30 protein-coding genes are annotated in these 24,135 nt (G+C 42.5%); 2 read left to right on the forward strand and 28 right to left on the reverse strand.

The features are described from left to right. Nucleotides 1-31: 31 nt before the first annotated feature. The 18 genes from UB51_RS14665 to UB51_RS14745 all read right to left on the reverse strand — a co-directional run bounded on the left by UB51_RS14665 (nt 32) and on the right by UB51_RS14745 (nt 12,362). Nucleotides 32-172, reverse strand: a complete 141-nt coding sequence (locus UB51_RS14665) for a hypothetical protein (protein ID WP_234405445.1) — start codon at nt 170-172, stop codon at nt 32-34. A gap of 67 nt (nt 173-239) precedes the next feature. Further along, entirely contained in the window at nt 240-665 is a 426-nt protein-coding gene (locus UB51_RS14670; RefSeq protein ID WP_044877932.1) for a hypothetical protein, read from the reverse strand. Between the two features lie 16 nt (nt 666-681). Continuing rightward, nucleotides 682-2,550 carry a sialidase/neuraminidase family protein gene (locus UB51_RS14675; RefSeq protein ID WP_044877933.1) on the reverse strand — a complete coding sequence of 623 codons (1,869 nt, stop codon included), beginning with the start codon at nt 2,548-2,550 and terminating at the stop codon, nt 682-684. Between the two features lie 11 nt (nt 2,551-2,561). Beyond that, on the reverse strand, nt 2,562-3,053 hold the full coding sequence (locus UB51_RS14680; RefSeq protein WP_044877934.1) for a phage tail protein: 492 nt from the start codon (nt 3,051-3,053) through the stop codon (nt 2,562-2,564). A 10-nt stretch (nt 3,054-3,063) separates the two neighbouring features. After that, nucleotides 3,064-3,705, reverse strand: coding sequence for a hypothetical protein (locus UB51_RS14685; RefSeq protein ID WP_044877935.1), 642 nt, complete (start codon nt 3,703-3,705; stop codon nt 3,064-3,066). Continuing rightward, nucleotides 3,698-4,870, reverse strand: a complete 1,173-nt coding sequence (locus UB51_RS14690) for a baseplate J/gp47 family protein (RefSeq protein WP_044877936.1) — start codon at nt 4,868-4,870, stop codon at nt 3,698-3,700. Before UB51_RS14690 ends, UB51_RS14685 begins: the two co-directional genes overlap by 8 nt. Continuing rightward, a complete protein-coding gene (locus UB51_RS14695) occupies nt 4,860-5,228 on the reverse strand; it encodes a contractile injection system sheath initiator (protein ID WP_044877937.1) in 369 nt (122 codons plus the stop codon). Before UB51_RS14695 ends, UB51_RS14690 begins: the two co-directional genes overlap by 11 nt. Beyond that, nucleotides 5,216-5,602 carry a Gp138 family membrane-puncturing spike protein gene (locus UB51_RS14700; RefSeq protein WP_044877938.1) on the reverse strand — a complete coding sequence of 129 codons (387 nt, stop codon included), beginning with the start codon at nt 5,600-5,602 and terminating at the stop codon, nt 5,216-5,218. The genes UB51_RS14695 and UB51_RS14700 overlap by 13 nt, the downstream gene beginning before the upstream one ends. Then, entirely contained in the window at nt 5,599-6,387 is a 789-nt protein-coding gene (locus tag UB51_RS14705) for a phage protein (protein WP_044877939.1), read from the reverse strand. Before UB51_RS14705 ends, UB51_RS14700 begins: the two co-directional genes overlap by 4 nt. Beyond that, a complete protein-coding gene (locus tag UB51_RS14710) occupies nt 6,380-6,706 on the reverse strand; it encodes a phage baseplate plug family protein (RefSeq protein ID WP_044877940.1) in 327 nt (108 codons plus the stop codon). The genes UB51_RS14705 and UB51_RS14710 overlap by 8 nt, the downstream gene beginning before the upstream one ends. Nucleotides 6,707-6,719: 13 nt before the next feature. After that, nucleotides 6,720-7,250, reverse strand: a complete 531-nt coding sequence (locus UB51_RS14715; RefSeq protein WP_044877941.1) for a phage baseplate protein — start codon at nt 7,248-7,250, stop codon at nt 6,720-6,722. Further along, nucleotides 7,250-9,352, reverse strand: a complete 2,103-nt coding sequence (locus UB51_RS14720; protein ID WP_044877942.1) for a phage tail tape measure protein — start codon at nt 9,350-9,352, stop codon at nt 7,250-7,252. Before UB51_RS14720 ends, UB51_RS14715 begins: the two co-directional genes overlap by 1 nt. A 45-nt stretch (nt 9,353-9,397) precedes the next feature. Continuing rightward, nucleotides 9,398-9,586, reverse strand: a complete 189-nt coding sequence (locus tag UB51_RS27920; protein WP_144407024.1) for a hypothetical protein — start codon at nt 9,584-9,586, stop codon at nt 9,398-9,400. Next, entirely contained in the window at nt 9,549-9,857 is a 309-nt protein-coding gene (locus tag UB51_RS14725) for a hypothetical protein (RefSeq protein ID WP_044877943.1), read from the reverse strand. Before UB51_RS14725 ends, UB51_RS27920 begins: the two co-directional genes overlap by 38 nt. A gap of 20 nt (nt 9,858-9,877) precedes the next feature. Then, the gene (locus tag UB51_RS14730; RefSeq protein WP_044877944.1) at nt 9,878-10,270 is read right to left on the reverse strand and encodes a phage structural protein; all 393 of its coding nucleotides are present in this window, start codon (nt 10,268-10,270) and stop codon (nt 9,878-9,880) included. Between the two features lie 15 nt (nt 10,271-10,285). Next, nucleotides 10,286-11,290, reverse strand: a complete 1,005-nt coding sequence (locus tag UB51_RS14735) for a DUF3383 family protein (protein WP_044877945.1) — start codon at nt 11,288-11,290, stop codon at nt 10,286-10,288. Between the two features lie 5 nt (nt 11,291-11,295). Beyond that, nucleotides 11,296-11,769, reverse strand: coding sequence for a phage neck terminator protein (locus UB51_RS14740; RefSeq protein WP_044877946.1), 474 nt, complete (start codon nt 11,767-11,769; stop codon nt 11,296-11,298). A 230-nt stretch (nt 11,770-11,999) separates the two neighbouring features. After that, nucleotides 12,000-12,362: a hypothetical protein gene (locus UB51_RS14745; protein ID WP_044877947.1), complete on the reverse strand. Its 363-nt coding sequence runs from the start codon at nt 12,360-12,362 to the stop codon at nt 12,000-12,002. Between the two features lie 261 nt (nt 12,363-12,623). Between UB51_RS14745 and UB51_RS14750 the strand changes: the two genes are divergently transcribed. Together UB51_RS14750 and UB51_RS14755 are read left to right on the forward strand one after the other, a co-directional pair. Further along, nucleotides 12,624-13,040 (forward strand): helix-turn-helix domain-containing protein, encoded by a 417-nt coding sequence (locus UB51_RS14750; protein ID WP_044877948.1) that lies wholly within the window; start codon nt 12,624-12,626, stop codon nt 13,038-13,040. 15 nt (nt 13,041-13,055) lie between these two features. Continuing rightward, nucleotides 13,056-13,466, forward strand: a complete 411-nt coding sequence (locus UB51_RS14755; RefSeq protein ID WP_044877949.1) for an ImmA/IrrE family metallo-endopeptidase — start codon at nt 13,056-13,058, stop codon at nt 13,464-13,466. A gap of 116 nt (nt 13,467-13,582) precedes the next feature. Here the strand turns inward: UB51_RS14755 and UB51_RS14760 are convergent, their stop codons facing one another. From UB51_RS14760 to UB51_RS14800, 10 genes are all read right to left on the reverse strand, one after another. Then, nucleotides 13,583-14,224, reverse strand: a complete 642-nt coding sequence (locus tag UB51_RS14760; protein WP_044877950.1) for an NAD(P)-dependent oxidoreductase — start codon at nt 14,222-14,224, stop codon at nt 13,583-13,585. Between the two features lie 144 nt (nt 14,225-14,368). After that, nucleotides 14,369-14,800: an Rrf2 family transcriptional regulator gene (locus tag UB51_RS14765; protein WP_044877951.1), complete on the reverse strand. Its 432-nt coding sequence runs from the start codon at nt 14,798-14,800 to the stop codon at nt 14,369-14,371. Nucleotides 14,801-14,889: 89 nt separating this feature from the next. Further along, nucleotides 14,890-15,681, reverse strand: a complete 792-nt coding sequence (locus UB51_RS14770) for a (2Fe-2S)-binding protein (protein WP_044877952.1) — start codon at nt 15,679-15,681, stop codon at nt 14,890-14,892. A 303-nt stretch (nt 15,682-15,984) separates the two neighbouring features. Further along, on the reverse strand, nt 15,985-17,058 hold the full coding sequence (locus tag UB51_RS14775; protein WP_082063152.1) for a protein-glutamate methylesterase/protein-glutamine glutaminase: 1,074 nt from the start codon (nt 17,056-17,058) through the stop codon (nt 15,985-15,987). 14 nt (nt 17,059-17,072) lie between these two features. Continuing rightward, nucleotides 17,073-19,061, reverse strand: coding sequence for a chemotaxis protein CheA (locus tag UB51_RS14780; RefSeq protein WP_044877953.1), 1,989 nt, complete (start codon nt 19,059-19,061; stop codon nt 17,073-17,075). A 7-nt stretch (nt 19,062-19,068) separates the two neighbouring features. Continuing rightward, nucleotides 19,069-19,506, reverse strand: coding sequence for a chemotaxis protein CheW (locus UB51_RS14785; RefSeq protein ID WP_324607713.1), 438 nt, complete (start codon nt 19,504-19,506; stop codon nt 19,069-19,071). A gap of 18 nt (nt 19,507-19,524) precedes the next feature. Beyond that, nucleotides 19,525-21,375, reverse strand: a complete 1,851-nt coding sequence (locus UB51_RS14790) for a methyl-accepting chemotaxis protein (RefSeq protein ID WP_044877955.1) — start codon at nt 21,373-21,375, stop codon at nt 19,525-19,527. 24 nt (nt 21,376-21,399) lie between these two features. Further along, nucleotides 21,400-22,998, reverse strand: coding sequence for a methyl-accepting chemotaxis protein (locus UB51_RS14795; protein ID WP_044877956.1), 1,599 nt, complete (start codon nt 22,996-22,998; stop codon nt 21,400-21,402). Next, nucleotides 22,982-23,134 (reverse strand): hypothetical protein, encoded by a 153-nt coding sequence (locus UB51_RS28305; RefSeq protein ID WP_160297270.1) that lies wholly within the window; start codon nt 23,132-23,134, stop codon nt 22,982-22,984. The genes UB51_RS14795 and UB51_RS28305 overlap by 17 nt, the downstream gene beginning before the upstream one ends. Before the next feature lie 309 nt (nt 23,135-23,443). After that, nucleotides 23,444-24,103, reverse strand: coding sequence for a response regulator transcription factor (locus UB51_RS14800; RefSeq protein ID WP_044877957.1), 660 nt, complete (start codon nt 24,101-24,103; stop codon nt 23,444-23,446). Nucleotides 24,104-24,135 lie beyond the last annotated feature (32 nt).

The following is a 24,135-nucleotide window of genomic DNA, read 5'->3' on the forward strand; positions in this document are numbered from 1 at the left end:
AAAAAAACACGCTCCATGTACGGCGTGTCGTCTAAACTGCTTCTATAGGTTGTCCATTCTCATTAAGTCCCTGTGCTTCAAGCTTTGCCTTAACTGCGCCCTGCTGTTTAGCTGGCACTTGTTCAAAGGTGATGTCACCCCAAATGATTAGAGATACCATTACGATTACCATATTCATTCCACCTCCCTTCGCCGTTTTCATGAGTAGCCAAAATAATAGGCGGCTCATGACATTCAAGTCACTCACCGCCTAGTAAATTATATATTTCAAATAGTGCGTTCTTGTTCTCTCTATCCGAAGTCGCGATCTTTGTTTCAAGTTCTACGTTCTTCACCTCTAGGGCTTTAACCTGTTCAGATAAAGGTGTCTGATATATTGGTTCTGTTGGTTCCGATTCGTTAGGATCGGGATAACTAAAGTCTAATTCCTTTGTTTCTGGATTCACTCGGTAATTACTGTTGGACTCGTAAAAATCTTGTGCGTACTGACCATATTCCAGTTCAAGCAAACCGAATGATTGTCTATCTCTATCCCTAAGAATCGCATACATATGGATGTCTTCATCCACCGTTCTAGATTCAAACACACCTCGCATTTCTGGCACTGTTATAATTGGGTATCCACTATCTAATTCATAAAATATTCGTTTACCTATTTCAGACATTTTGGTATCCTCCCTTTTATCTATTTAAAAGTATATAATTCCAAACCTGTCCCCCGTTACCTGCGCCAAAATCGCTGTAAACGAAATTCAGGTTATCTGGATTAAGGTTACTCTTGAAGGTCGAACCGCCATTCGTACCAGTGCCATTGCTTAATACTTGTATCCACGGACCAGTCCTTGTCCCGTTAACTACTCGTGCAAAATGGAATCGAAGGAGGGCATCACTCCACATTATTAAAGTCTTAACTTCCCAACTTGTGAATGGTATAGAAATATAACTGTAACTACTTGGCAATTGAATCACGGTAACAGTACCTTCTGCATATTTAGCACCCTCTGGCAAAGCGCCAACCGCATTAATCATCGCATCCCATGAATCCGCACTGCTTACTGTTCCACCTTTACTACGAATAGCCTCACCTAACCTTGACTTCACCGCTGGCAGGAACGTAGTCTGCGTGTCCTGTGTCGCCTTAACAGCACTCAATACATCGTCTGTAGCTGCTAATCGTTTATCGAATGTGTACGTCCATATGTTTGAACCCATTTCGACAGTGAGCGTGTTTAATCCACTTGATGTACCCTTATACTTCCCATACTTGACGGCATCCCATTGCGCCTGTGTAAGCCCCACGGTTAAGTTCTGACCACTCGTCGCGGTCTTCGTGCCGACTACAACGCCGTTAACTTTTTCGGTGATCGTCGACATGGCTCCATCCGTTGTGATGGCATAGGTTAATAGGTTAGATTTGTTGTCTTTCGCGCCTATGAACCCTGACGGTATTGAGTTGGTTGTCTCTATCCATGAACCGCTGAAAAGGACACTTGATGCACCTTTACGAATAGTTAATGGTTCGGACACATCCATCGTTAAATCAACCAAAGATGATGGGTTTGTTCCTGCGGCTGGTGCGGTCGGTGAACTCCAAGTTTCCCCATCGTTTTCCGACTCTATTACCCTAACTCCTGTAGCATCTTGATAGGTAATAAGTAACTTTCCACTTCTATTTGAAGATAATGATGGATTGGTTCCGACGACAATTCTTTGCATAGTTGACCAAGATTTCGCACCGTCAGTAGATTTGCTAAAACGAATGAAGTCTACCCCTGCACTTGTGGAATCCTTTCCATGCCACGCCATGCCCACCAGCCCATTAACTAATCCATTTATGGATTGTGGTACGAACGTAGACGATATAGATGTCTGAGGATATATCCCACCTGATACCGGATGGTTACTACTAGACCAAGACGATCCATTATAGGCATTGTACGTTATCCCATTACCATTGTTTGCTAGTCGCTCTGTTATTATTAGAGGGTAACCACTACTAAGGACAGTAATCGTAGGATTTTTAATATCATAACCTGTTGAATTGAACATAAATTGCTGTTCCACCCCACCCCAAGTTACCGCCCCTGTACTCGCATTAATCGTCCCTTTTACATAGCGTATATTAAAACTATTAGCGTAGGTTGCGTTTTTACTTGCCCATGCCGCATGCAGTTCTGTTCCTGCACTATTGATAGCAAGGGAAATGTTACCGAGTGCTGTTTGTCTTGTGTCTACGTTGTTGGGTCCAGTTAGATTAACGCCAGTTTCCGTATATGCGTACATCCCCACATAATCATTATTCATTGTGTAAACTACATATATATTTATCCCGTTTGTCTCCAATGCCACATCTTGCACTAACACAGAAGCATTGGATTTAAAATGAACCCAAGTTAACCCATTGTCTTTAGATTTATATATAGTGGCTGATGAGCCACTTTTAACGGCAGAAAATAACACCCCGTTACTCAACCTAACCAATTTCCGCCCGCCATTACCGCTTATATCATGAGCACCTGCGATAACCGTTGAATCTACTATATTTGGCATCTAGTCACCTCCTAACTTCCTAGTATTGCGTTTGTCGTGGCTATGAGAGATCCACGCATAGCATTTAATGTGAGTCCGATCTCTTGCAGGGACCCTTCGACCTCTGTTGATGTGTAATAGTTTCCCACGTCTGTTACTGTCACCTTTGCAGCCGTTGAAGCAATAGAACCCGCTAACTTCTTAATCGCCGCCTCTGTTACAGCTACGTCCTCGCGTGTGCCATCTATGGCATTACTGAGTTGTACGATACCCTTTTGCGCCAGTGAAGCATCTGGAATATCAACTTCAATCCCTTTACTCACTTCACTAATCTGCTCGTCCACATAGGTTTTCTCTGCTGCCTTCGTCTGCAATTCCTGAATCGACTCAGAAGTCGAATTCATATACCAGTTCAACCAAGCTGCAGGGGGTCTGTCTTCTACTTCCCATCCTATTTCCCGCTTGGATAGTGGTGGCTCTATGCCCTCAGCTTTCCAGTCTGGTGCTTTCTTATCAAATGCCATGTTATCCCTCCTATATTGGTAATCCATAGTCGTTACCTGGTACATACACGGTGCCTAAGGAACCGCCTGTCGTCATGTCTGGGTCAGCTAGTCCGAATGCATCCTGTTGTAACTGGTCGTAAACCGATGATAATCGGAATGTTCCCGCTAACTCAATCTGTGCCACACGGACTCCAGCTGCCACGGTTTTTTGAATAATCTGTCCAAACTGCATCGGTGACAACCCTACTTCGTTCAGCCTTTTAATAGGCACTCTGATTAAAGAGAGTGCCGCAGGCTCAGGATCACTTGGATCGATAAATTTCTCTTGAATACGAATGTCTGAGTGGTGACTATCTAATGCAAGAGACAACACTCGAATAATCGTGTTCACATCCGTCTTGGATAGATTCCTCGCGATCTTAGATTTGAGAAGCACCCGATACACTTCATCCGTCGCTGCTCCGCGTGGTTGAATGACGTTCTGGCCGATTCGGTCCAGTGTCGTCCCTTGGGCTTCATCAATACTTCGCCACTCTTGAACCTTCACTAACGTGCTGTTCAAATCGTTCATCTGTCCATGAAGAATACCGATCAACTTCCCAATATTGCTATTAGGATTCTTATTGAACACATCTGCGAACCGAGATAACATCTCCTTCACGCTAAACATGACGTTTAACCTCAATATCCGCTGTTCGGATCTGAGCTACTTGATAACGCTCTAAAGTGATATTATCCTCAACTAAGACATTACCCTTGCCGATCGACAAGGTGAAATCCTCAATACCTTCGATCTGATTCACAGCACTAACTAGCTTCTTATATACAGCGGGTGCGCCCATGGATAGACCATTGTAATAGCTACCTCCATCTTCCCCTCCGATATAACGAACAATCGCAGAACGAATCTGCGCATCGCCATCCGCAGGATACTGCTCATTTCTAATCAAAGTGACGGAGACTTGCAGAGCAACCTCTTCTGCCCGACTAAATTTGACCTCATGATCGTAACCACCAATGTCTTTGACTACCTTCACAATGTCCCCATAAGACTCAATTCCTCCAGCACCTGTATTAAAAATCGCCTGTGCCACCTCATCGTCATTCCCACCTAATACATAACATTGGTAAGTATGAGGAGGACGGCCCCAAGCATCCGGCTCCTGATTGAAATTCTGAATGACCGTTGCTGCCCTCACAGAACGAATCCTTAACAGAGCACCGATCAGAGCATCAATGCTAGCTGCCCCACCCCCTGCGACAGATTGCGTGAACAAATCTCGGAATTCCATATCACTCATTTTCTCTCGACCACCCGTAGTTGGATCTAAGTTCACAACACCTGTTACATCTGGATTGGGATTCACAATGACGGTAATGGTTGAAGCAGCTACATTTCCGCTTTGACCAGAATTCACAGCCTCAATAGCCACCTCTGCTGTGCCATTCTGATCTAGCGTCACACGACTTGTCGTATCGAAATAGATTTGCAATTCCGTGCCCAATCGAAATCCATCTTCCACAATTCGTCCGGGTGTTCCCGTTAATTGGACAGTTCCAACCGCATATTGGTCCAACACACGCGTAATCCCCACATAAGGCCCAAGTCGATCTAAACTGCTACCTTCTGCACTATTAATATAGCTACTGTTGTATACATCTTCTGCTGTCACCCATAACTTGGAGAGAAACCATGCAAATATTCGCAAAATAATGCCCAGTGGCGATCGTTCCGATGTATTTGCTTTTTCCCCGAACGTTTCCTTCGCTTTATCTTCCATTTCTGCGAATAAGTCATCGAACCGTCTGCGCTTAAATCCCGTTCTATCCAGCACCTATACTCACCCCTTCCACCTGAATCTGCTCCCCGTCTATCGTGGTAGCTTCGAATGTAACCTGCAATGTACGCGAATTCTGATTGATCGTAAAATCGATGCGATCGACCGACTGAATGCGTTCCTCTTGTAATAATCCTACTGTCAGCTCATCACGCATTTCTTCCTCATTGATTTGTTTGCCTAGAAATTTGGAGAAGGGTATCCCCATGTCTGGATTCAGGAACCATTCCCCTTTATTCGTACCGATGCCAATCTGACAGCATTGTGCGACTTCCATCGTATCCTCCAACGTTTCTAAATCACCTGCGTGATTAAAGATAATGTCACCGGTCTGATCTAACTTTAAAGACTGCATGCAAACACCCCCACAATCACTGCATCATTCACATCATGGCTTCGCTCTGTATCTACAGTAGCTATCTGCCCCGTTATCACATTCTTAATTTCCATATCTGCACATACAACAAATACGGTATCTCCCACCTTAAGAAGGGGCTTATATACCGTCTCTATTTCACCGACTAAGAATCTGTGTCCAAGTGTCGGCACGCCTTGAATCATCGCGGGTTCATCCTCGGATACTCGAATCAAGGGCTGCACATCAGCCTTGCATGTCACTTGATCATAATGAACAACACGACAAGGAAAACCCACATGAATAGCATTGACTTGCTGGACCATCATTCTCTGAATGACTTGAGATAAGGTAGTGGCTGGATCATTTTTCACATAATCACCTCCATTTCTGTCGTGAAGTCTCCGGTGCGACTAATATGATGGCTGCCACTACGTACATACACACGACCCTCAAACTGCGAATAGGTCAGATCAATAACAGAAGCCGTCGTGATCCGATGTTGTAATTGGGATTGTACATTGAACCCCTTCGATCCAGCTTCCTCGAACCGTTCCGGCGTCCCAATCAGTCCACTCACTTTAGATAATTTGAACACGTTGTCCCCACCACGCCGTAGACTTCGAACATATAACTTCCCTTTATTGATGTATACAGATGTGCCACAGTCTTTAGCGACTTTAGCTATAATGTCAGCGGCAGTCCCTTTTGCCGTGTAACCTTCTTTATACTGGTAATCTACATTGAGACTCATCTGAGCGATAGGAAGACGAATCTTATCGGCCATTTGCTTAATGATGTAGCTACCTCTTGTATTTTTGGCATACACGATGCTGATCTCTTTACCCTTCGCTGAATCCGAGCGATCCACTACAAAAATGGACGTTACCTTGTCCACACCTTCCCATAACGTCTGCGCCTTGGAAATGTATCCTTGTAGAATAAGACCCACATCTCCGACATAACCCGCATTCAACTTCACAATCTCACCTTGCTTCATATTGTTTAACGTCTTATCGGATAAGTTCCAAATCTTAATCTCGCTTTCATTAGGCAAGGCATTATTGTCAAAAGAAACCTTCGCCTCCATAGCATAGCTATCCATCGAAAATGTACGATTAGCTATCAGCAGCTCTGCAACCCGACCAAAGTTACGCATCCTCCACCTTCTCATCTTCTATGACATATAAAAAAACACTCTCAGAGAGTGTTGTCCAAGTCACGGCTATACTGTTCTCAGACTCATCATAAGGTACGATAGAAAACTTAGGGAATCGGTTATCCATAACATCGTAGAAAAGTGGCATGCCGTAAACCAATTTTTCCCCCAGTACTAATACTTCTCCGTCTCGCTCTAAATCAACGGAAAAAAAGTCATGTTCTTCATTGTAATGAACTTCAAATGTGAACACCTCATCTGCCAGTGAAAGATCGAACCGATAAGGAATCAGATTCTTCTCAATATCAATGTACTCCATACGCCCTCCCCCCTTATTTCCATGAGCTAGCTTTCTCAAATTTCACTTTTTGCACCTTGTTATTATCCTTGTTGTTGCTCTTTGTTGTTTGATTCGTGCTGGCTTGCGATTGACTCTGCTTGGTACTCTTGATCTGCTTCACACCTGAATTGGTAATCTTCCCAGCCTGAGCTTTGATTACTGTAGGTAGCTTCTCTACGACAGAAGAGACCGCAAGTCGAACCTCCTTCATCGTTAACGTGAATGTAAATCCATCTGCTATCGAATAACTGTGCTTAGATGAAAAGCCCGAGAGTAATCCCGTAAACGTCGTCCGACCGGTAAATCGAACAATCTCACCATGATCTTGTGCTTTCACAATCATAGCCCGCGTCTGAGCTGCATCTTTGCCAACGATAACACCACTGATCGAGAGCGTCCGTGCTTTACGCTGTACGTGGTCGCTCAGATCAATATCTCGTTCTACGGGTTGATCTGTAATATCCACATCGAAGCTTGGACTCTCATCCTCTACTAGAATGTAATGACCGTTGAGAATTGCCATTATCCACTCGCCTCCAGTCCATTACGTCGCAGTACACTTTCAAGTATCTTTTGGACTTCTTGAGCTACGACCGCTCCCATATTCTGTGCGCTCTTCACATCTCCGCCACCTTCCACGGTGACTGGTACAGTGACATTAATGGACACTCCACCACTACTTGATGCCACTCTAGCTGGATAGTTCCTTGCTGGATCTGCGGATGAATAGGATTTATTCTCGGTTGCTGTCATGACTCGTTCGCCTTTGTGGAGTTCAGCGATGAATCCGTCAAAAGGGACATAATTAAGTCCGCTTGCATAACTCCCATTAGTAGCTGGCCTACCGCCACCACTTTGATTACTAGGCGCTTCAGATTTAATAGAAAAGGTTGGAATAAGAGGGATATTTACGTTAAATGATTTACCCCCTAGCCATTCTGGCAACTGGAAACTAAGAGCAGTGTTCACTTTTGTGATCATATCATTAAGTATGCTAACAACCGCGTTGACTCCCGTTTTGAAATTGTTAACAACACCACCCCACATGTCAGACATAGTTTGTTTAATCCCTGCCCCAACCTCAATCATTACTCTCCAAAGCTCACCCCAATTCCCTGTAACGAGAGCTACAATCATTTCCCCTGCCGAGGCTACGATCACCTTGAAACTATCCCATAGTCCCATAAAAAAACCACCAATAGCAGAAAATATCGCTACAGTAAATGTTGATAGTTGATTCCAATAACTTATTACAAACGCAATAAGAGAAACAATGGGAGCGCCAAACACCATTAATAAACTTAGTCCCCAAGTTTTTAAAAAATCCATAAGAATGGTTAGTTTTTCAGAAATCCAAGGTAGGATCGTTCCCCAATTTTTTATAATCAGCATCACACCAGCTACAGCTGCTCCAACGAGTAATGCAATTCCTATGAGAGGTAAAAGTGGAGCGATCATTCCCCATATAGCTGGAATCATAGCCGTCATAATCACCAGCGCGACGCCACTAAGAGCAGGACCCAGAACACCAATATGATCAATAAAGAATCCTACCACTTCAGAAGCCAATTGTAGCAAGGGTAAAAACATCAATCCCAGAGGGATAAGAACACCTGTCTCAATTTGCCTCCCCATCGTTTCAAGTGCTTCTCCGGGTGATTCAAAATTCGTCTGATTCATCTGTTCCATCGTGTCCTTCGTCATATCAAACTGGCTTCTAGCTGTTCCCATAGCAGCAATAATAGGCGCATCTAATTTTTTGAATTGATCCCCCATTAGAGCCACACCTATAGAATTTCGCTTCATAGGATCTTCGATCTCGGAGAGCATCTGCATTATCCCTGAGAACGACTGCTTCGCTTGAGGTCCACCTGCGGTAAACGTGCTGATCATTTGATCTGCATTCAGCCCGAGGGATTGAAATGCCTTTCTCGTTTCATCTGATCCATTCGTAGAAAGTGTACTGAATTGCTCAATCGCAGATCCCACAGCATCTAGACTAAGCTTGCCGTTATTCGATCCCGCAGCTAAAGTATCGAACATTTCATTAGCGGTAAATCCTAACTCCTGAAATGGTTTAGAGTATTGATTAGCTGTCTCTACAAGCTTGCCTGATTGATCTAATCCACTTTGTACTCCTTGCACTAATAGTCCCATAGACTGTTCTGAGGTAACGCCGAAAGCTTGCATCATTGACTCTGCGGTCTTAACAGATTCTGTGACTTCATAGCCAAAGGCATCCTTTAATAACAATGCATTCTTTGTTGTATTCTGAAGATCCTTCCCCGTTTGTTTGGTCACTTGCATCGTTGTAGCGATAGCACTTCCAAGATCTCCCCAAGACTCACCTATATTCTGGTTGTATAAGTTATTGGCAATATCCTCCGTCGCTTTCATCTGTGCATTTGTAGCACCTGTCGCTTGTTGAATCGTCGTCATCGCATTGGAATATTCATCCGCTGCGGCTATTGCTTTCTTCCCTATAGATATACTTCTACCTGCAACATTCAGTTTTTTGAGTTGCTCCGTTAACTTATTTGTCTTGTCTTCTGCTGCCTGCAGTCCAATACTAAGAACTCTAATGTTTATCGCATACGTAACATTACCGATGATTGTGTCACCCAATTTATTCACCACCTCTTATACAAGAAAAAGCACCCCTATGGGTGCTCATTTCTTATTCATTTCCTTTTTTTGATACTCCATGTAAAGATCCAAGGCTGCGTTGGCTTCTGCGAGATCATCATTATCCATCTTATCTAGATCACTATAGGAAATATTCATATCAGATAACATGAGCCGCCACATAAACCAATTCTCTTTAGCCTTCCTGCGGGCTTCCGCCTTGCTGATTGTCATCCGAGTCACCGTCCTCGTCTTGACCGGAGATGAAGGCGTAAGCTGCATTGATGACTTCGGTATATTCCTTGTAATCGGAGAAATCATCAATTTTCATTTTAGGATTAACGACAACATGCTTCAGCACTTCTTCAGCCAGACGTTCCTCTAGAACAACACCATGTTTGTTCATCGCTGCGTCCTTGATTTTGGATACAGTCCGTACTCCTGGATGCTGGAACATGTATTCCTTTTCCAAACCTTTAGATGTATAGCTTTTCTGTTTAAACATGAATAATCGTCTCCTTTAGTTTACTCGACCTCATGGTCAAGGCATTGAATTTCGTACTGACGGTCTTCCACTTCATTACCATAAGTGCGAGTCGCAGGCTTTTTAACAAAAGCTTGTGTCACCGTAATCGTTTCCTTACGCTCACCATTGAAAATAATCGAGATCGGAACAAGCTTACCTGTCCGAGCTAACTTATCTAAATAAGCAACCTGTGGACTGGTCGGAAATAACGTCAAGGTAAGTGTTCCCAATGGATTGTTTACTTTGGTCATCACCACATCGCCCTGCGAACCTACCTTGGCCGTCTGAGCATCTTCATCTTTCTCGAATTCCACCATATCTTCTGAGAATCCAGTAATATATACCCCGCCAATTGTCACGGTCAGGTCCATCGGATCATAAGTTGTTGCCATGATTAATGCCTCCCTTTACAGCTTAATTACGCCGCTAATTTTAGTTTTGTGAATGGCTCCAGCCAATTCGAATGTGAATGAACCGTCATTGTATTCCCGCTTCTCCCGATCCGCTGGATCGACTTGGGAGCGAGGTTTGAAGGTCGTACTATACAACGGCAGATCGTCATCATCATGAGCAATCATGCCATTCAAGTCAGCACGCTTCAGCACCGTCTTCACTTCGCCCTCAATTTGAGAGATTCCATTGTTATCGTAGCGAACCTTGTCCTCTCGATTGAACAGCTTCTGTACCGCTAATTCAATACTTTGCGTAACGTAGTCTTGAGAATGAATAATATCGATGTATTCACCACTAACCGTCATACCTTCACTCGTGACATCATCACCCGCTTTGGTCACATACGTATTTGCACCCAGCTCATGAATACTCATTAGCTCTGTGGTGTCGATATCCATCGGAATGATTCCACGTAACGTCAGGTTTTTCCATGTTAGACTCCCTGGTAGTGTTGAAGCTGCTCGTCCGATCCATGCTGCCTCCGGATAGTTAGATGACTCCGTATGATAGAATACAGCTGTACGTGTATATTTCTTAGCCTTAACTGTAGCTAGGTTAGCCTTGTTACTACTTCTCGCCAAGAACACCCGCGTTCCATTCTGCTCTACAGCATCAGCAATAGCCGTAATATCAGTCAATTCGTTGGAAGTAGATACTAGGAAGTACCCGTCCTTAGCAAACACCTGATCTAGCAAATCTGCTAACGTTTCGCCCTCGGTTTTATGAAGCATAATTGCGATCTCAGCAGGTGAGTTATTACCTTGATTGAAGATGGCATAAGCAGCCTTGTATACTTCCGTATTCTCAGCAAAATCCTTCTTCACGCCTTCCAAGTCAGCATACGTCGTGTATTCTAACCCGCTTTCACTCGAACCTATAATCATCGGCTTGCCAAAACCAAGCTTTGGTGTTGGACGTTGAATATCAATCGTTACGGTTACATCATTTCTTACTGACAATATCCTCAACTCCTCTGTATATTTGTTTGTTCAATCCATTCCAGATCCGATTCCACGATATCGACCGTGCGGAATTGTACGTCAAATCCTTGTCTGCGTTCCCATTCCTTATTCACCTGAATATCACGATTACTTATTGATCCAATCTTCACTACGACAACGTTAACTTTCTCTTTCAATGCTGTATGACCCACTGTTTTGAACCAATCCCTGGCCATTAATGCGTTCTGAATTCGGCTCGTCTGATCATGATCATAAGATAGGAATGTCACGGTGAATTGAACCGTCTCCATCTTGACAAGCTTGTCACTTCCTTGCGTGACGACTGGGAAACCACGAGTACTATGGAAGCCATCTGAGAAATCATAGGTTAAATAACCCCCTACTGGAATTCCACCATTCATTTCAATGACTTCTTTACCCACATGTGTAGATAGCCCTTGTACGATCAGAGAGCGAATGTCTTCCAATGCGATCATAGGTGCCTCCTTTCTTCCATATTGATATAGAGTGGTCTTACCTCTGTTCCCCCGCACCGCACCCTTGACGATTCACGTCTAAGGTCAATGAACTGACCTACAGCACAGCCGAGTTCTGCAGCGATAAGGGGCAGCAGATGCACCCGAGAGTGTTCCTCTCTATGTATCTACTATATCTTCGAGCCACCGCCATAAGGCTGTCAGCTTGCCGCCAGTTTACCGTCACTTTCTCAAATCACTCCCCAGAGCTTTAAGCTCTCTGTCATAATAGCCACGCCCTTCTCAATCCTGCGATCTATCGTTCGCTCACTCATTACACTGCGGAATTGAATCGAGGTAAGCACATAACTGCGGTTCTTGAAATAGCGATGTTCTATGATTCGTTTCACTTCTTCATCTAATATAAGAGAGTGTGCCAAGAGAAGACTATCCACTAACTGCTTGTACTGTTTATTCACTTGCTGCTCTTGCGGGGTGAGCTCAGGCTTGTGAGACAAGCCTATTAACATTTGGCACATCTTAGGATAATTTTTCAAAAGTACTTTAGTCGTTTGTTTGTCACTAACACTAATAGAAGAAATAAGAACGTTCATTAGGTTTCCTCCTCATAATATGTAAATATAATTTACTATATTGCTATGACTATATAAGCCAACAAAATCATTTACTAGTTGTTGCGCTAATAATATTTACGATATATAATCAAAAGTAAATATTAGTTTCTTTTTCCAATCTATTTTTAGATTACAAATCTTACTATGCTCACCCCCTTTTTTCGTCGTAATGCGATTATAATTGTAAATAATTTTTACGTCAATAGTAAGTGATATTTTCGTTTATTTGGAGGGATTGTTGTGTCCACTGGTTTGAGAATCAAATTACTCCGCGCAAAAAAAGGCCTCACACAAGATCAGATGGCCGAGCAATTAGATATGAATCGTGCTAACTTTTCAAATTATGAAAGGAACAAAGCTGTTCCACCAGGAGAGACGCTAATGAAGATAGCTACAATTTTAAATACAACAACAGACTACCTTCTTGGAGGAAGTGACAATCCGAATCGTATTCCTGAGTGGGCAACCCCAAAAGATATGAAGGACTTCAAGGAATTGCTTGAAGAAGATGGCGATTTAATGTTCGATGGAATACCTCTTAATCATGATGATAAGCAGAAAATAAAAGATGTCCTGACAGGTCTTTTCTGGGAAGCTAAGCAAATGAATAAAGAAGCTCTAAAAAAGGGAAAACAAAAGAGACAAAATAACGAATAATGTAGGGTGAATAGAATGGACAAAATGGTGGACAAGCTTATCCGTAAGCATAAAACGAATAACCCCTTCATCATCGCTCAGAACTTAAATGTTCATATCCGTTATGATGACTTAGGGAAACAAACGAGGGGCATTTATCACCGCACACTACGCCGTAGGTTTATTGTTATTAATAATCGACTATCAACGGAGTGGCAGCACTTTATTTGCGCGCATGAGTTAGGTCATGATCGACTGCACAAAGGAATCAATCGTTTCTTTATCGATGAGTGTTCTTATTTCAATGTAGGGAAGTTTGAGCGGCAGGCTAACCGTTTCGCTTTGCAACTCTTAATCGCAGAGGATACCATTAAGCAAGGTGAACAAGTATCTGAATTCCTTCTACGAAACGGTGTACCCGAAGAGTTACATCATCTGTATGAATAGCCTTGTCGATGTAGAGAGCAAACCTGTATTGCAATCGTTCCCCCTCTACCCATAGCCCTAAAATTGTAAAAAGAGCTAGCCCCAAGGCCAGCTCTCCAAATACTAATTGATAATACTTATTCTGCTTCGGATACAACGGTAAAGCGTTCATTATGATGCTGGGAATTCTCAATCTCGTCAAGAACAGCAATCGCATAATCTGCATAACTAATGTAGCTATCCCCCTTGGCATTCACCATTAGATTGTCTTTCCCCTTTTGATATGAGCCTGTTCTTTTTCCATCAGGATTGAAAAACGCAGCTGGACTAATAAAGGTCCAATCGATCCCCTTTGAATTTTGCAAATCCTCTAGATTTTTGGCTTGATTATTTGCTGTAGCTGCATATTCTACTGGAAATTCCGGCGTATCTACTAATCGGATCGTTTGGGCTTCATCTACATATAGACTCCCAGCTCCACCTACTACCACTAAACGAGTCTTCGGAGAACCTTTAGCGGCCTCTATTAAAACTTTTCCTGCTTCAACATGTAAATGCTCTTGTCCAGCGGGTGCTCCAAATGCATTGACTACAACATCTAGAGATTGAATATCTGCACTATTCAAGTCAAAGATATCTTTCTCAACAACTGCAATTTCTTGATCCGCTAATTTATTGGCATCTCTAACTATTGCAGTAACTTTATGTCCTCTACTTTTAGCTTCTTTTGCAATTAAACTTCCTGCTTTACCGTTTGCTCCAATAATTCCGATGTTCATATTTATTCGCCCTTTCTAATGTAACTAATTTGATTACCTGTAACTATAATAGTTACAATTTAAGAATTTGTCAACTTTTCTATACAAAAAAACGATCAATACGCCTCATCATAGAGTATTAACCGTTTAGTTATTTATTAATGTTCATTTATTACCATGTTGAGCCATCTCATACACGACTTGTTTCACCGTTTGCTCTTTCAATTTATCTTCCATGGCTTGTTGTGCAGCTGAGAACAATGGTTCAATGGAGGATTGAATATTTCGCCCCACCAAACAATCTGGATTAGGTGCATTATGCACGGAGAATAACTCATTCTCCTCTACAGCACTAACAGCCTTGTAAACATCAAGTAACGTGATGTCCTCTACATTGCGCGCAAGCTTAGCACCTGCTACCCCGGGTCTAACATTCACTAGACCTGCCTTATGAAGCATTCCCATAATTCTCCGGATTACCACTGGATTCGTATTTACACTTCCAGCAATAAATTCAGATGTGTTCACAGCTGTCTTATTGATCTCTAACAAGGACAATATATGAATCCCAACAGCAAAACGACTACTAATTGCCATTCCAATTCCCCCTAGCTGAAAAGATAATTCTTTTCAAATCTTCCCTGTAATAATTTTAGTTACATTCAAACACCTTGTCAAATCGAGTATCACTCTGACTTTCTAATGGTATTCCTCCGCGCTGCTCGTTCCTCTTCTCGCAAATGTGGACAAGTGTAGCAATAGTAACCGTTCTCTGTCTTGTGATAAAGACAGCATGTATACTTCATTCGTATTTCTTTCTCCGGGTCCTCCATATGCTGCACCATACGCATTGTTACATTAAACGGATTTCTCTTTCTACCAAACACATGCGAATCTATTTCCTTTAAATGCTCATAGTCCTGCATCAGACGTTCTTTCACTACAATCTGGGTGGCTTCTGAGGTAATCCATTCTATGTACCTATCGAACCTAGTCGGGAGTTGTCCCCACACTTGACCTATATTCCAGTTTGTTGTCATAGACAGAGCCTGGAACAAAGGTCGAATACTTTCGCTATACATCCCTACTAAGACTTGCTCAAGCCATTCCTGTCTATTCGTATCGTTCATTGGCGCTTTCTCCTCAGTCCAGTTATGGATTTGAAAAGAAATCGGGATTCGAGCCTTTGTCGGTATAATATGAATCGTCAAATTTATGAGCGACAGATCTAAGGAGCTATTGTAGACGGACGCAACGTATTGCTGCGCTAACGCCATACCACCTATCCATCGAGCACAATAAGCTCCCGTTGCAGCCACATCAAGTGCCTTTACGAGTGGCGTAACATAGGCTAGGAATTCACTCATATTGTCGGTGTTCACTAAATCTATAGCCCTCACCGAATAAATAGCATCCAGAGGCTTTACTTTCGTAATATTGAATTCCGTCTCCAATATATCAAAATTCAATGTTCCCATCGCTATCAGCTCCTTACTATGCCCTCCGACTTTATACATAGGTTAAAAATAATTCTCATTATATAGAGCTTATCACAAAATTAAAAGGTAATCTCGGATCACTCGGCTATGAAGACAAAAACACTACAATAACACGTCAGTCATTCATGACAAGTCATTGTAGTGTTTTTGTACAAATTAACCTCTGATACCGTTCATAAGCCTTTGTTTTTGGCATGAACCAAGTATAATCCTCTCTGCTTTAAATACGTGCCAAAAGTCATATTTTCAGTATCGAAGCTTATGCTTCTCAGTGTTACTTAACTATCGTTTCAGGGTACCTGTGACTTGCAATATTTTAGACGTTATCAGATGCAACGGAACCGTGTAGTCTACACAGCCCAGCTTAACTGCTGATCCTGGCATTCCATATACAATGCAGGTTTCTTGGGATTCCGCAATGGTTGAATGTGCTCCCGCTTGTTTAGCAGACAACATTCCTTCCGCGCCATCGTTCCCCATTCCAGTCATAAGAATAAAATGCCTTTTTAGACTCTTTAATTGAGATATAGAATCAAATAACACATCTACCGATGGACGGTGGCCATTGACCTGTGGCTCCTGATGAAGTTTAATTCTATACTCCTTATTCGTCTGAACAGCGGTCATATGATAATCGCCTGGAGCAATATATACCGTTCCGCCTAATACCAGCTGGTTATCTTCCGCCTCAACCACCCGAACGCTGGACAAGCGATTTAAACGATCTGCCAAAGATTTCGTAAACTTGGGTGGCATATGTTGGACTACCAGCAGGGGATAAGGGAAACTCGCGGGCAAGGCTGTAATAACGGTGTCCAGTGCCTTTGGCCCCCCCGTTGAAGTACCTAACGCCAGAATCTGATCAAATTCCTTCGTAAGTCTGGTCTGAGCACTCCTTGGTTGCCCTAGATCTACTTGCGAAACGATTATATTGCTCAATATAAGGTTTCTCAGAGGTATTTGTGCAGCTTGCTTGATTTTGGATATTAACTCTTCCTTCACCTTGAATAAATCGAAGGAATTCGAACCTGAAGGTTTGGAGATGAAATCTACTGCCCCATTCTGCAGCGCCGTAATCGTTGCGGATGCCCCATCCTGTGTAAGCGAACTCAGCATAAGTATGGGTGTTGGGCGGTGTTCCATAATTCTTGTCAAAGCTTCCATACCGTTCATTTCCGGCATTTCAATATCCATGGTAACGACATCGGGCTTGAGCTCCTTCACCATGCTAACGGCTTCCAATCCATTTCGTGCTATTCCAATCACTTCGAGTGCAGTATCCTCTGCAATCAGACGTGAAATTAACCTTCGCATAAACACCGAATCATCCACTACTAGAACCTTTATCTTGCGCACAACATCTCCACTTCCTACCGTTGATTGATAATCCCCGATACTTCTATAATTAAAGCCACTTTACCATTGCCTAATATCGTGGAACCTGCAATACCGTTTATCTTACCAATATAGGGGCCTAGCGACTTAATCACGATCTCCTGATTCCCGATTAGTTCATCTACGGCTAACGCCAATCTTTTCTCTGCGGATCCAACAATGACTAACTGAATATGACCTTTCCTTTGCTTCCCTCTGGGTATATTGAAATGGTCATGCAACCAAACGATGGGGATGATCTGGTTACGCAATAAGACAACAGATTGTCCCCGGACAGTTTCAATATCGTTATTCGTTATTCTTATAATCTCAGCGATATTACTCATGGGGATAATGAAGGTCTGACCATTCAATTTCACAAGTAAACCGATGATGATAGCTAGCGTTAATGGGAGCTTGATCTTAAAACATGTTCCTTGCCCCAATTCCGTATCAATATCGATCAGACCATTCAACTTCTCTATATGACTCCTGACGATATCCATACCCACACCACGCCCAGATACATCACTTACTCTACTAGCTGTTGAAAAACCAGGTCGAAAAATTAAATGAATGGCTTCTCTATCGCTTAACAGTACAGCTTCTTCAGAAGAAATGATTCCCTTATCCAACGCTGATTTCCTCATTTTGGTGGGGTCAATGCCCGCACCATCATCTGTCACGTAAATAACCACTTGATTATCTTCATGCGCGGCTTTTATTTGAAGCGTCCCCTTACGTTGTTTACCAGACTGCTCCCTTTGCTCAGGTAATTCGATACCGTGATCAACCGCATTTCGAATTAAATGAATGAGTGGATCCGCGATTTCTTCAATGAGCGTCCGATCCAATTCTGTATCTTTTCCCCCGATAACAAGTTCAATGTCCTTACCCAAATCACGAGTTAGATCTCGGATCATACGCGGAAAACGGTTAAACAACTGCTCGATTGGAAGCATTCTTGCCTTCATAACGCTTTCCTGTAAATCACCTATGATACTAGAAAGATGATCGGAGATTTGGCTTAGCTCCTCCAAGGAGTCATCTGAGAATTGTCTTCTCTGCATGCGCTCTACTTGGTCAATTCGGGTGTGGTCGATCACGAGCTCTCCGACCAGATTCATGAGATGATCCAAACGTTCCACGCTTACGCGAATAGTCTGTGTTTTAGATTTAGCTTTGTACGTTTGATGTTCATTTACGATTGTCTCTTGCCGTTCAATCTCCTTGTCAACGGATACTGTCATTTCAGTTGATAGGGATTCGATCTTAACATCAGTAACTTCAGTTAAAGCCCCTACGAGATCTTGCAGTTCCTGATTACTTTGATTACCCGCATAGAGAAATTGAACTTCAGCGGTCTCATTCCCTTCTTCTCCAATCCTTTCTATATCCGGCAATGAGTAAAGAACATCGCCCCATTCGCACAAATGAGATTGAATCAAATAGAAGCGAGCCCCTTTAATGACACACTCCAGGGAAATTTTCACACAAATCCAGAATACTTTAAGTCCCTGATCCTCTGCCTCTTGAATTTTCAACGTCGTATCTAAGCTCAATTCAGGCTTGAGTAAATCCTCCATTTCCTGCGGGATCGACTCTTTAGGTGACTTAGCAAAAGCTTGAAGATCCCGAACACATCCAGATATATCTGTTGTGGAGTCATCGCTACGCATAATATCTTTCTTTAACTCTTTTAGACAATCCAGCGATTGAAAGAGAAGATCAATAAGCGTATCCGTAACTCTAAGCACCTTACTTCTTACTAGGTCTAGCAGGTGCTCCATTTCATGAGTTAGTTGCTTCATTTCCTCATAACCCATGGCCGCTGATGAACCTTTTAGGGTGTGTGCGGCTCTAAACAGGCTTTGAACGACTCGCTCCGTTTCCCCTTTTTGCTCCAGTTGTAAAATAACGTCGTCCATCAGTTGGAGCTGTTCCTCAAGCTCCTCCAGAAAGACCTCTTTATATTCGGATAACATGGACCAATCACTCCTGTTCGTGAAGCAAGATTTCATTCAGCTTTAATATGGCAACCAGACCGCTATTGGTTAAACCAATCCCCACGAAGTAGTTACCGTCAATTCCCCCTATGCGTTCAGGAGGTGCTTGAATATCTGAGAACATAGTGACTTTATTTACGCGGTCAACAATAATTCCTACCGTATCCTCTAGATGATGAACCACAATGATACGGGTCGTTTTCGAATGTTCCTTTTCTTCAAGATTAAAGAATTTGCGTAGACTAATGACAGGTACGATCTTACCTCTGAGACTAATGACCCCTTCCACATAGGATGTAACATTAGGAATTTGGGTGATGTCCTGCATCTTGATAATTTCGTGAATCTCCTGTATATGAATGGCATATTGTTCTTTCTCAATAGCAAATTCAATATATTGTTCCTGCCCCATGGTCTGCATCATTCCTCCTCATTCCCTTATTTATTTGACTTTAAAAATAGAGACAGACTCATTCAGACCTACGGCAAGTTGCGCAAGCGAATGGGATGTTGCTGCCGTTTCTTCCGATGCAGCTGCAGCCTCTTGACTGGCGGATGAGATACTTTCAATCGATTGCATCACTTCATTCGCTTGCGCTGCCTGTTCTTCACTCGCAGCGGCAATTTCATTGACCTTATGTTCTGTTTCACTAATCATCTTCATAATTTCCTTGAATGCTTGTCCTGTCTGCTGGGACTGACTAACCCCACTCGCTACGGCTACTACACTCTTATGGGTATTCGCTTGCATCCCCTTAATAATGGAAGTAATCTGCGTGGTAGCCTTCCCACTGCGTTCAGCCAGTTTTCGTACCTCATCAGCGACAACTGCGAAACCTCTCCCTTGTTCCCCAGCCCGTGCAGCTTCAATTGCAGCGTTCAAGGCGAGTAGATTTGTCTGTTCCGCAATATCATCAATCACTTCAATAATCTCCCCAATTTGGACAGAGTCCTCTTCCAAACGTTCCATTTCAGAGCTTACCTGAGTCATACTTATAACAGATTGTTTGACGATTTCTCCGCCATCCCGGGCGATTAGAGTCGTTCGCCCTGCAAGTATAGATGCTTCCTCTGCACTCTCTGCGACAGAATTGATCGCTATGGATAGCTCGTTGAATTGTTCGTACATCGTCTGCGATGCCTCGGCCTGCATGGAACTTCCATTCGCTACCTCTTCTGTTGTTGCTGAGATTTGCTGGGAAGCTGCTGCAACATTCTGAGAAGAGCTTAGTACTTCTCCGATTAAATCTCGTAATTGATGTGTCATATTGTTAACGGAGATGGATAAATCCCCTAATTCATCTTGGGAACGAATAGCGATTACTTCAGTCAGATCTCCGTCTGCGATTTTGGCTGTTGCACTCATCAATTGTTGAAGAGGTTTGCTGATAGAACGGACAATCCAATAGACGAGTAAAGCGCCTAGTAAAATGGCGGTCGCTATGACAATTAGTGTTGTATACATAATCCCTCGGGTTGCGCTCGTGATTTCCGCCATTTCAATGGCACCAACTATTTTCCACCCTGTCAGTTTATTGGTTGTAAATACCGCTTTTTTACTCAATCCGTTAAATTCATAATCTACAATGCCTGTATCCGACTCGTAGAATTTGGACATAAAAGCCTCGGTGTTCTTGGTACCCGGAGCAATCGTTGGATGAACCAGATAGCTCTGATCCTTATCAAGGATCGTCACATATCCCTTATCACCAATCTTAATCAAACTCAAGGTTTCAGCTAACTTCGTTAGGTCAATATTAGCTGCTACCACTCCCTTCCCATCACTTAACGCCTTTGCGGGAACAACCACGACATTCCCCGTTACTGCGGACACAGATGGATTGTTAACCATAGATACGCCTTTATTGACCATCGCATTCTTATACCATTCTCTCGACCTTGGATCATAGCCCTTTTCCATGGGTTGATAGGGTGAACGAATCATATTTCCGTCTTCAGATCCATAATATGCTGAAAGAAATTCTGGGCTGAGGTTCATATATTCATCTAGTAATGTTTGAATTTGAGTCTCCTCAGCGCCTTCAATGAGCTCTGAATGAATACGTGTGGATAGATAGTCCATATCAGAGGTAGCAGTAGAAATGAGTGCTGTAATCTGGTTATCAGAGAATTGAATGCTTTGCGTTGCATTCTCCATGATTTGATGGGTTACTTGGTCTGCCGCTTTCTGATAAGAGAACCATCCGATCGATATACAAGGTACGATTAGAATAACTAGAAAGGCAACGATCAACCGTATTTTAATGGTTAACGCTAATTTCTTTCTGAACAAGTAGGTTCCTCCTCATGATGATCGTTATTTGATTTTGAAAATGGTTACGGAATGGTTCAATTCCTCCGCTAGTTGTGCCAAGGATTGCGCAGTCGATGCCGTCTCCCCACTGCTTGCAGCCACTTCTTCGGTAGCTGCGGATATGCTTTCAATTGCGTTCAAAACCTCTGACGATTGAGCAGCCTGTTCCTCACTTGCCGCGGCTATTTCCGTTACTTTGTAAGCTGTCTCGCTCACCATGGAAAGAATATGTTCAAATGCTTCACCCGTTTTTTGTGTGGAAGCTACACCTTCTTCTACTGCTCTTACACTTTGTTGCGTATTCTCTTGCATACCTTTGATGATTTTCGTAATTTGCTTGGTTGCTTCACTACTTCGCTCAGCTAATTTCCTTACTTCATCCGCTACTACCGCAAACCCTCGCCCTTGGTCTCCAGCACGGGCCGCCTCAATGGCTGCATTAAGTGCAAGAAGATTAGTCTGTTCCGCAATATCGTCAATCACTTCAATAATCTCTCCGATTTTGTTCGAATCTCCTTCAAGTCTAGACATTTGTTCGTTAACACGAGTCATCCCATCAATGGAGATTTGGACAACCTTACCCCCATCCTGGGCAATATTCATCGTTTTGTCAGACAGTTCAGACGCTTGCTCAGCGCCCCCTGCTACAGAATTAATGGCTAGGGATAATTCCCGGAACAACTCGTTCATCGTTTGCGCTGCACTAGCTTGACTCATACTTCCACTAGCGATCTCCTCTGTACTAGCTGAAATCTGTTGGGAAGCCGCAGAGACCGTTTCTGCAGAGATCAGAATTCCACCTACGGTTTGTCTTAAGTTCAGAATCATGTCATTTACTGAATTAGCCAACAATCCGATCTCATCTTTAGAATCCATATCCGATGTTTCGCTTAAGTCTCCACCTGCTACTTTACCTAGCAAATTCACCACCCGATTTAACGGTCTTGCTATGATTTGAGATATCAAATAACCCAAGCCAATACTGATAAGGAGTGCTACAATAATAACAGCGATCGTAATAGAACGAGAGGACGTATATAAGTCATTGGCGAACTCTCCTGCCCCCTTCGCCTGCTTCATGTTCATGTCTATTAAACTTTGCAGCAAGTCTGTCAATTCATCAGTCGCTGTTTGTATATCACCTGAAGATAGATACTTTGTATATTCTTCCGAGCTTATATCGCTATTGTTCATTTCAATGGCTTCATTTAGACTTGTAGTATAACGTTGCCATATCGAAGAATAATCCTTCATTTTTTCCTGTTCCTCTACCCTTAAGGCTGTCTTGCTATATTTATTGATCACGGCTTCGATTTGATTAAGATTTCCGTGAATTCTATTCTTATAATCGTTAGTCTCTGCCTCTGTTTTAGCGAGCGTGTTAATGTCACGAATTTCTATTCTATTCAGTAGAAATAATTCATTCACTTCACCAAGATAAGCAATAGGAGTTAACCGGTTATCATACATATCCACAATAGCTTCATCCATTTTATTCAAATTGCTTATTCCATATATTCCAACTACGCCTAATATAACAGCAACAATAACAAACGCAGAAATTAATTTTACAGCTGTTTTCAAATTATAAAACCACTTCATGTTTCAACACCTCATTCTCTATTATGGTTGTACTATATTGCCACATCATTGCCACATCGTGAAGAAGTCCTTTAAGATCATCCACGTATAAACAGGGGTCATCCAACAGATCTCTAATCCCTTCATGACCATTCACCTAGATCTTCCTTCCCATGTTTTTATCCGCAGTACACTCCTTAAGAACTAGAATCATCATAAACTCTATGAATATTTAGGTAACCGAAAACGTATGGCGCGATCACGCAATGTTATTGTGGTACTTCGCAAAGCTTATGCGCAAAGTGTATGAACACAAAAAGAAACGACTTCACCCTTAAAAGGACTGAACCGTTTCTCTTAGAAATATAAGCAAGTATTTTGAAAACTTAACCTCTTTTATATTTAAAAAAATCCCGCTTCACATGAATGTGAACGAGACCTATTTATAAGAACATTTGCAAAAAACTCACTTCAAAATAAAATCTGAGTCCATCAAGATCCCCATCTGTTTAGCCTTTATAGCCGCTTCCATTCTTGATTTAACATTTAGCTTAAGGAATAGATTAGTTAAGCTATATTCTAGTGACCGCTGGCTCATGAATACAACTTCAGCAATTTTCTTGTTACTTTTTCCTTTAGCTATCTCTTTTAATATCTCGTATTCCATATTACTGACGGTAGAGGTTGTCTGTTCTTCATCTGCTTTCGATCCTTTGAACTTCGTTCTTCTCAATTGTTTAACTAAGGAAAGGGGTAGAATGACTTCCCCCTTTAAGGCACACCGAATAGCCGTGACGAGTTGCTCTCTATTGGTTGACTTGGAAATAAATCCAAATATACCGATTTCAATCATCAAGTTGAAGTGGTTATTAATTTCATAGCCTGTGTAGATTAATATGATAGCATTTGAATTCATTCTTAATACTTGTTCGGCCAGATCGATCCCATTCACATCAGCGATATGAAGATCAAATAACATTACATCAAAGGATTGTGAACTTACCATATCCATAACTTTCTCAGCGGAATCCGCCAGATAAACCTTTATATCCCCTTCTTGTTCGAGTATCATCTTAGTTCCTTCCATCACCATTGGATGGTCATCTACCAACAAAATATGAATCATCTTGTCCTACATCCTCTATCCGTTTAGTATTC

This window comes from Paenibacillus sp. IHBB 10380 (assembly GCF_000949425.1).
Classification (GTDB): domain Bacteria; phylum Bacillota; class Bacilli; order Paenibacillales; family Paenibacillaceae; genus Paenibacillus_AQ.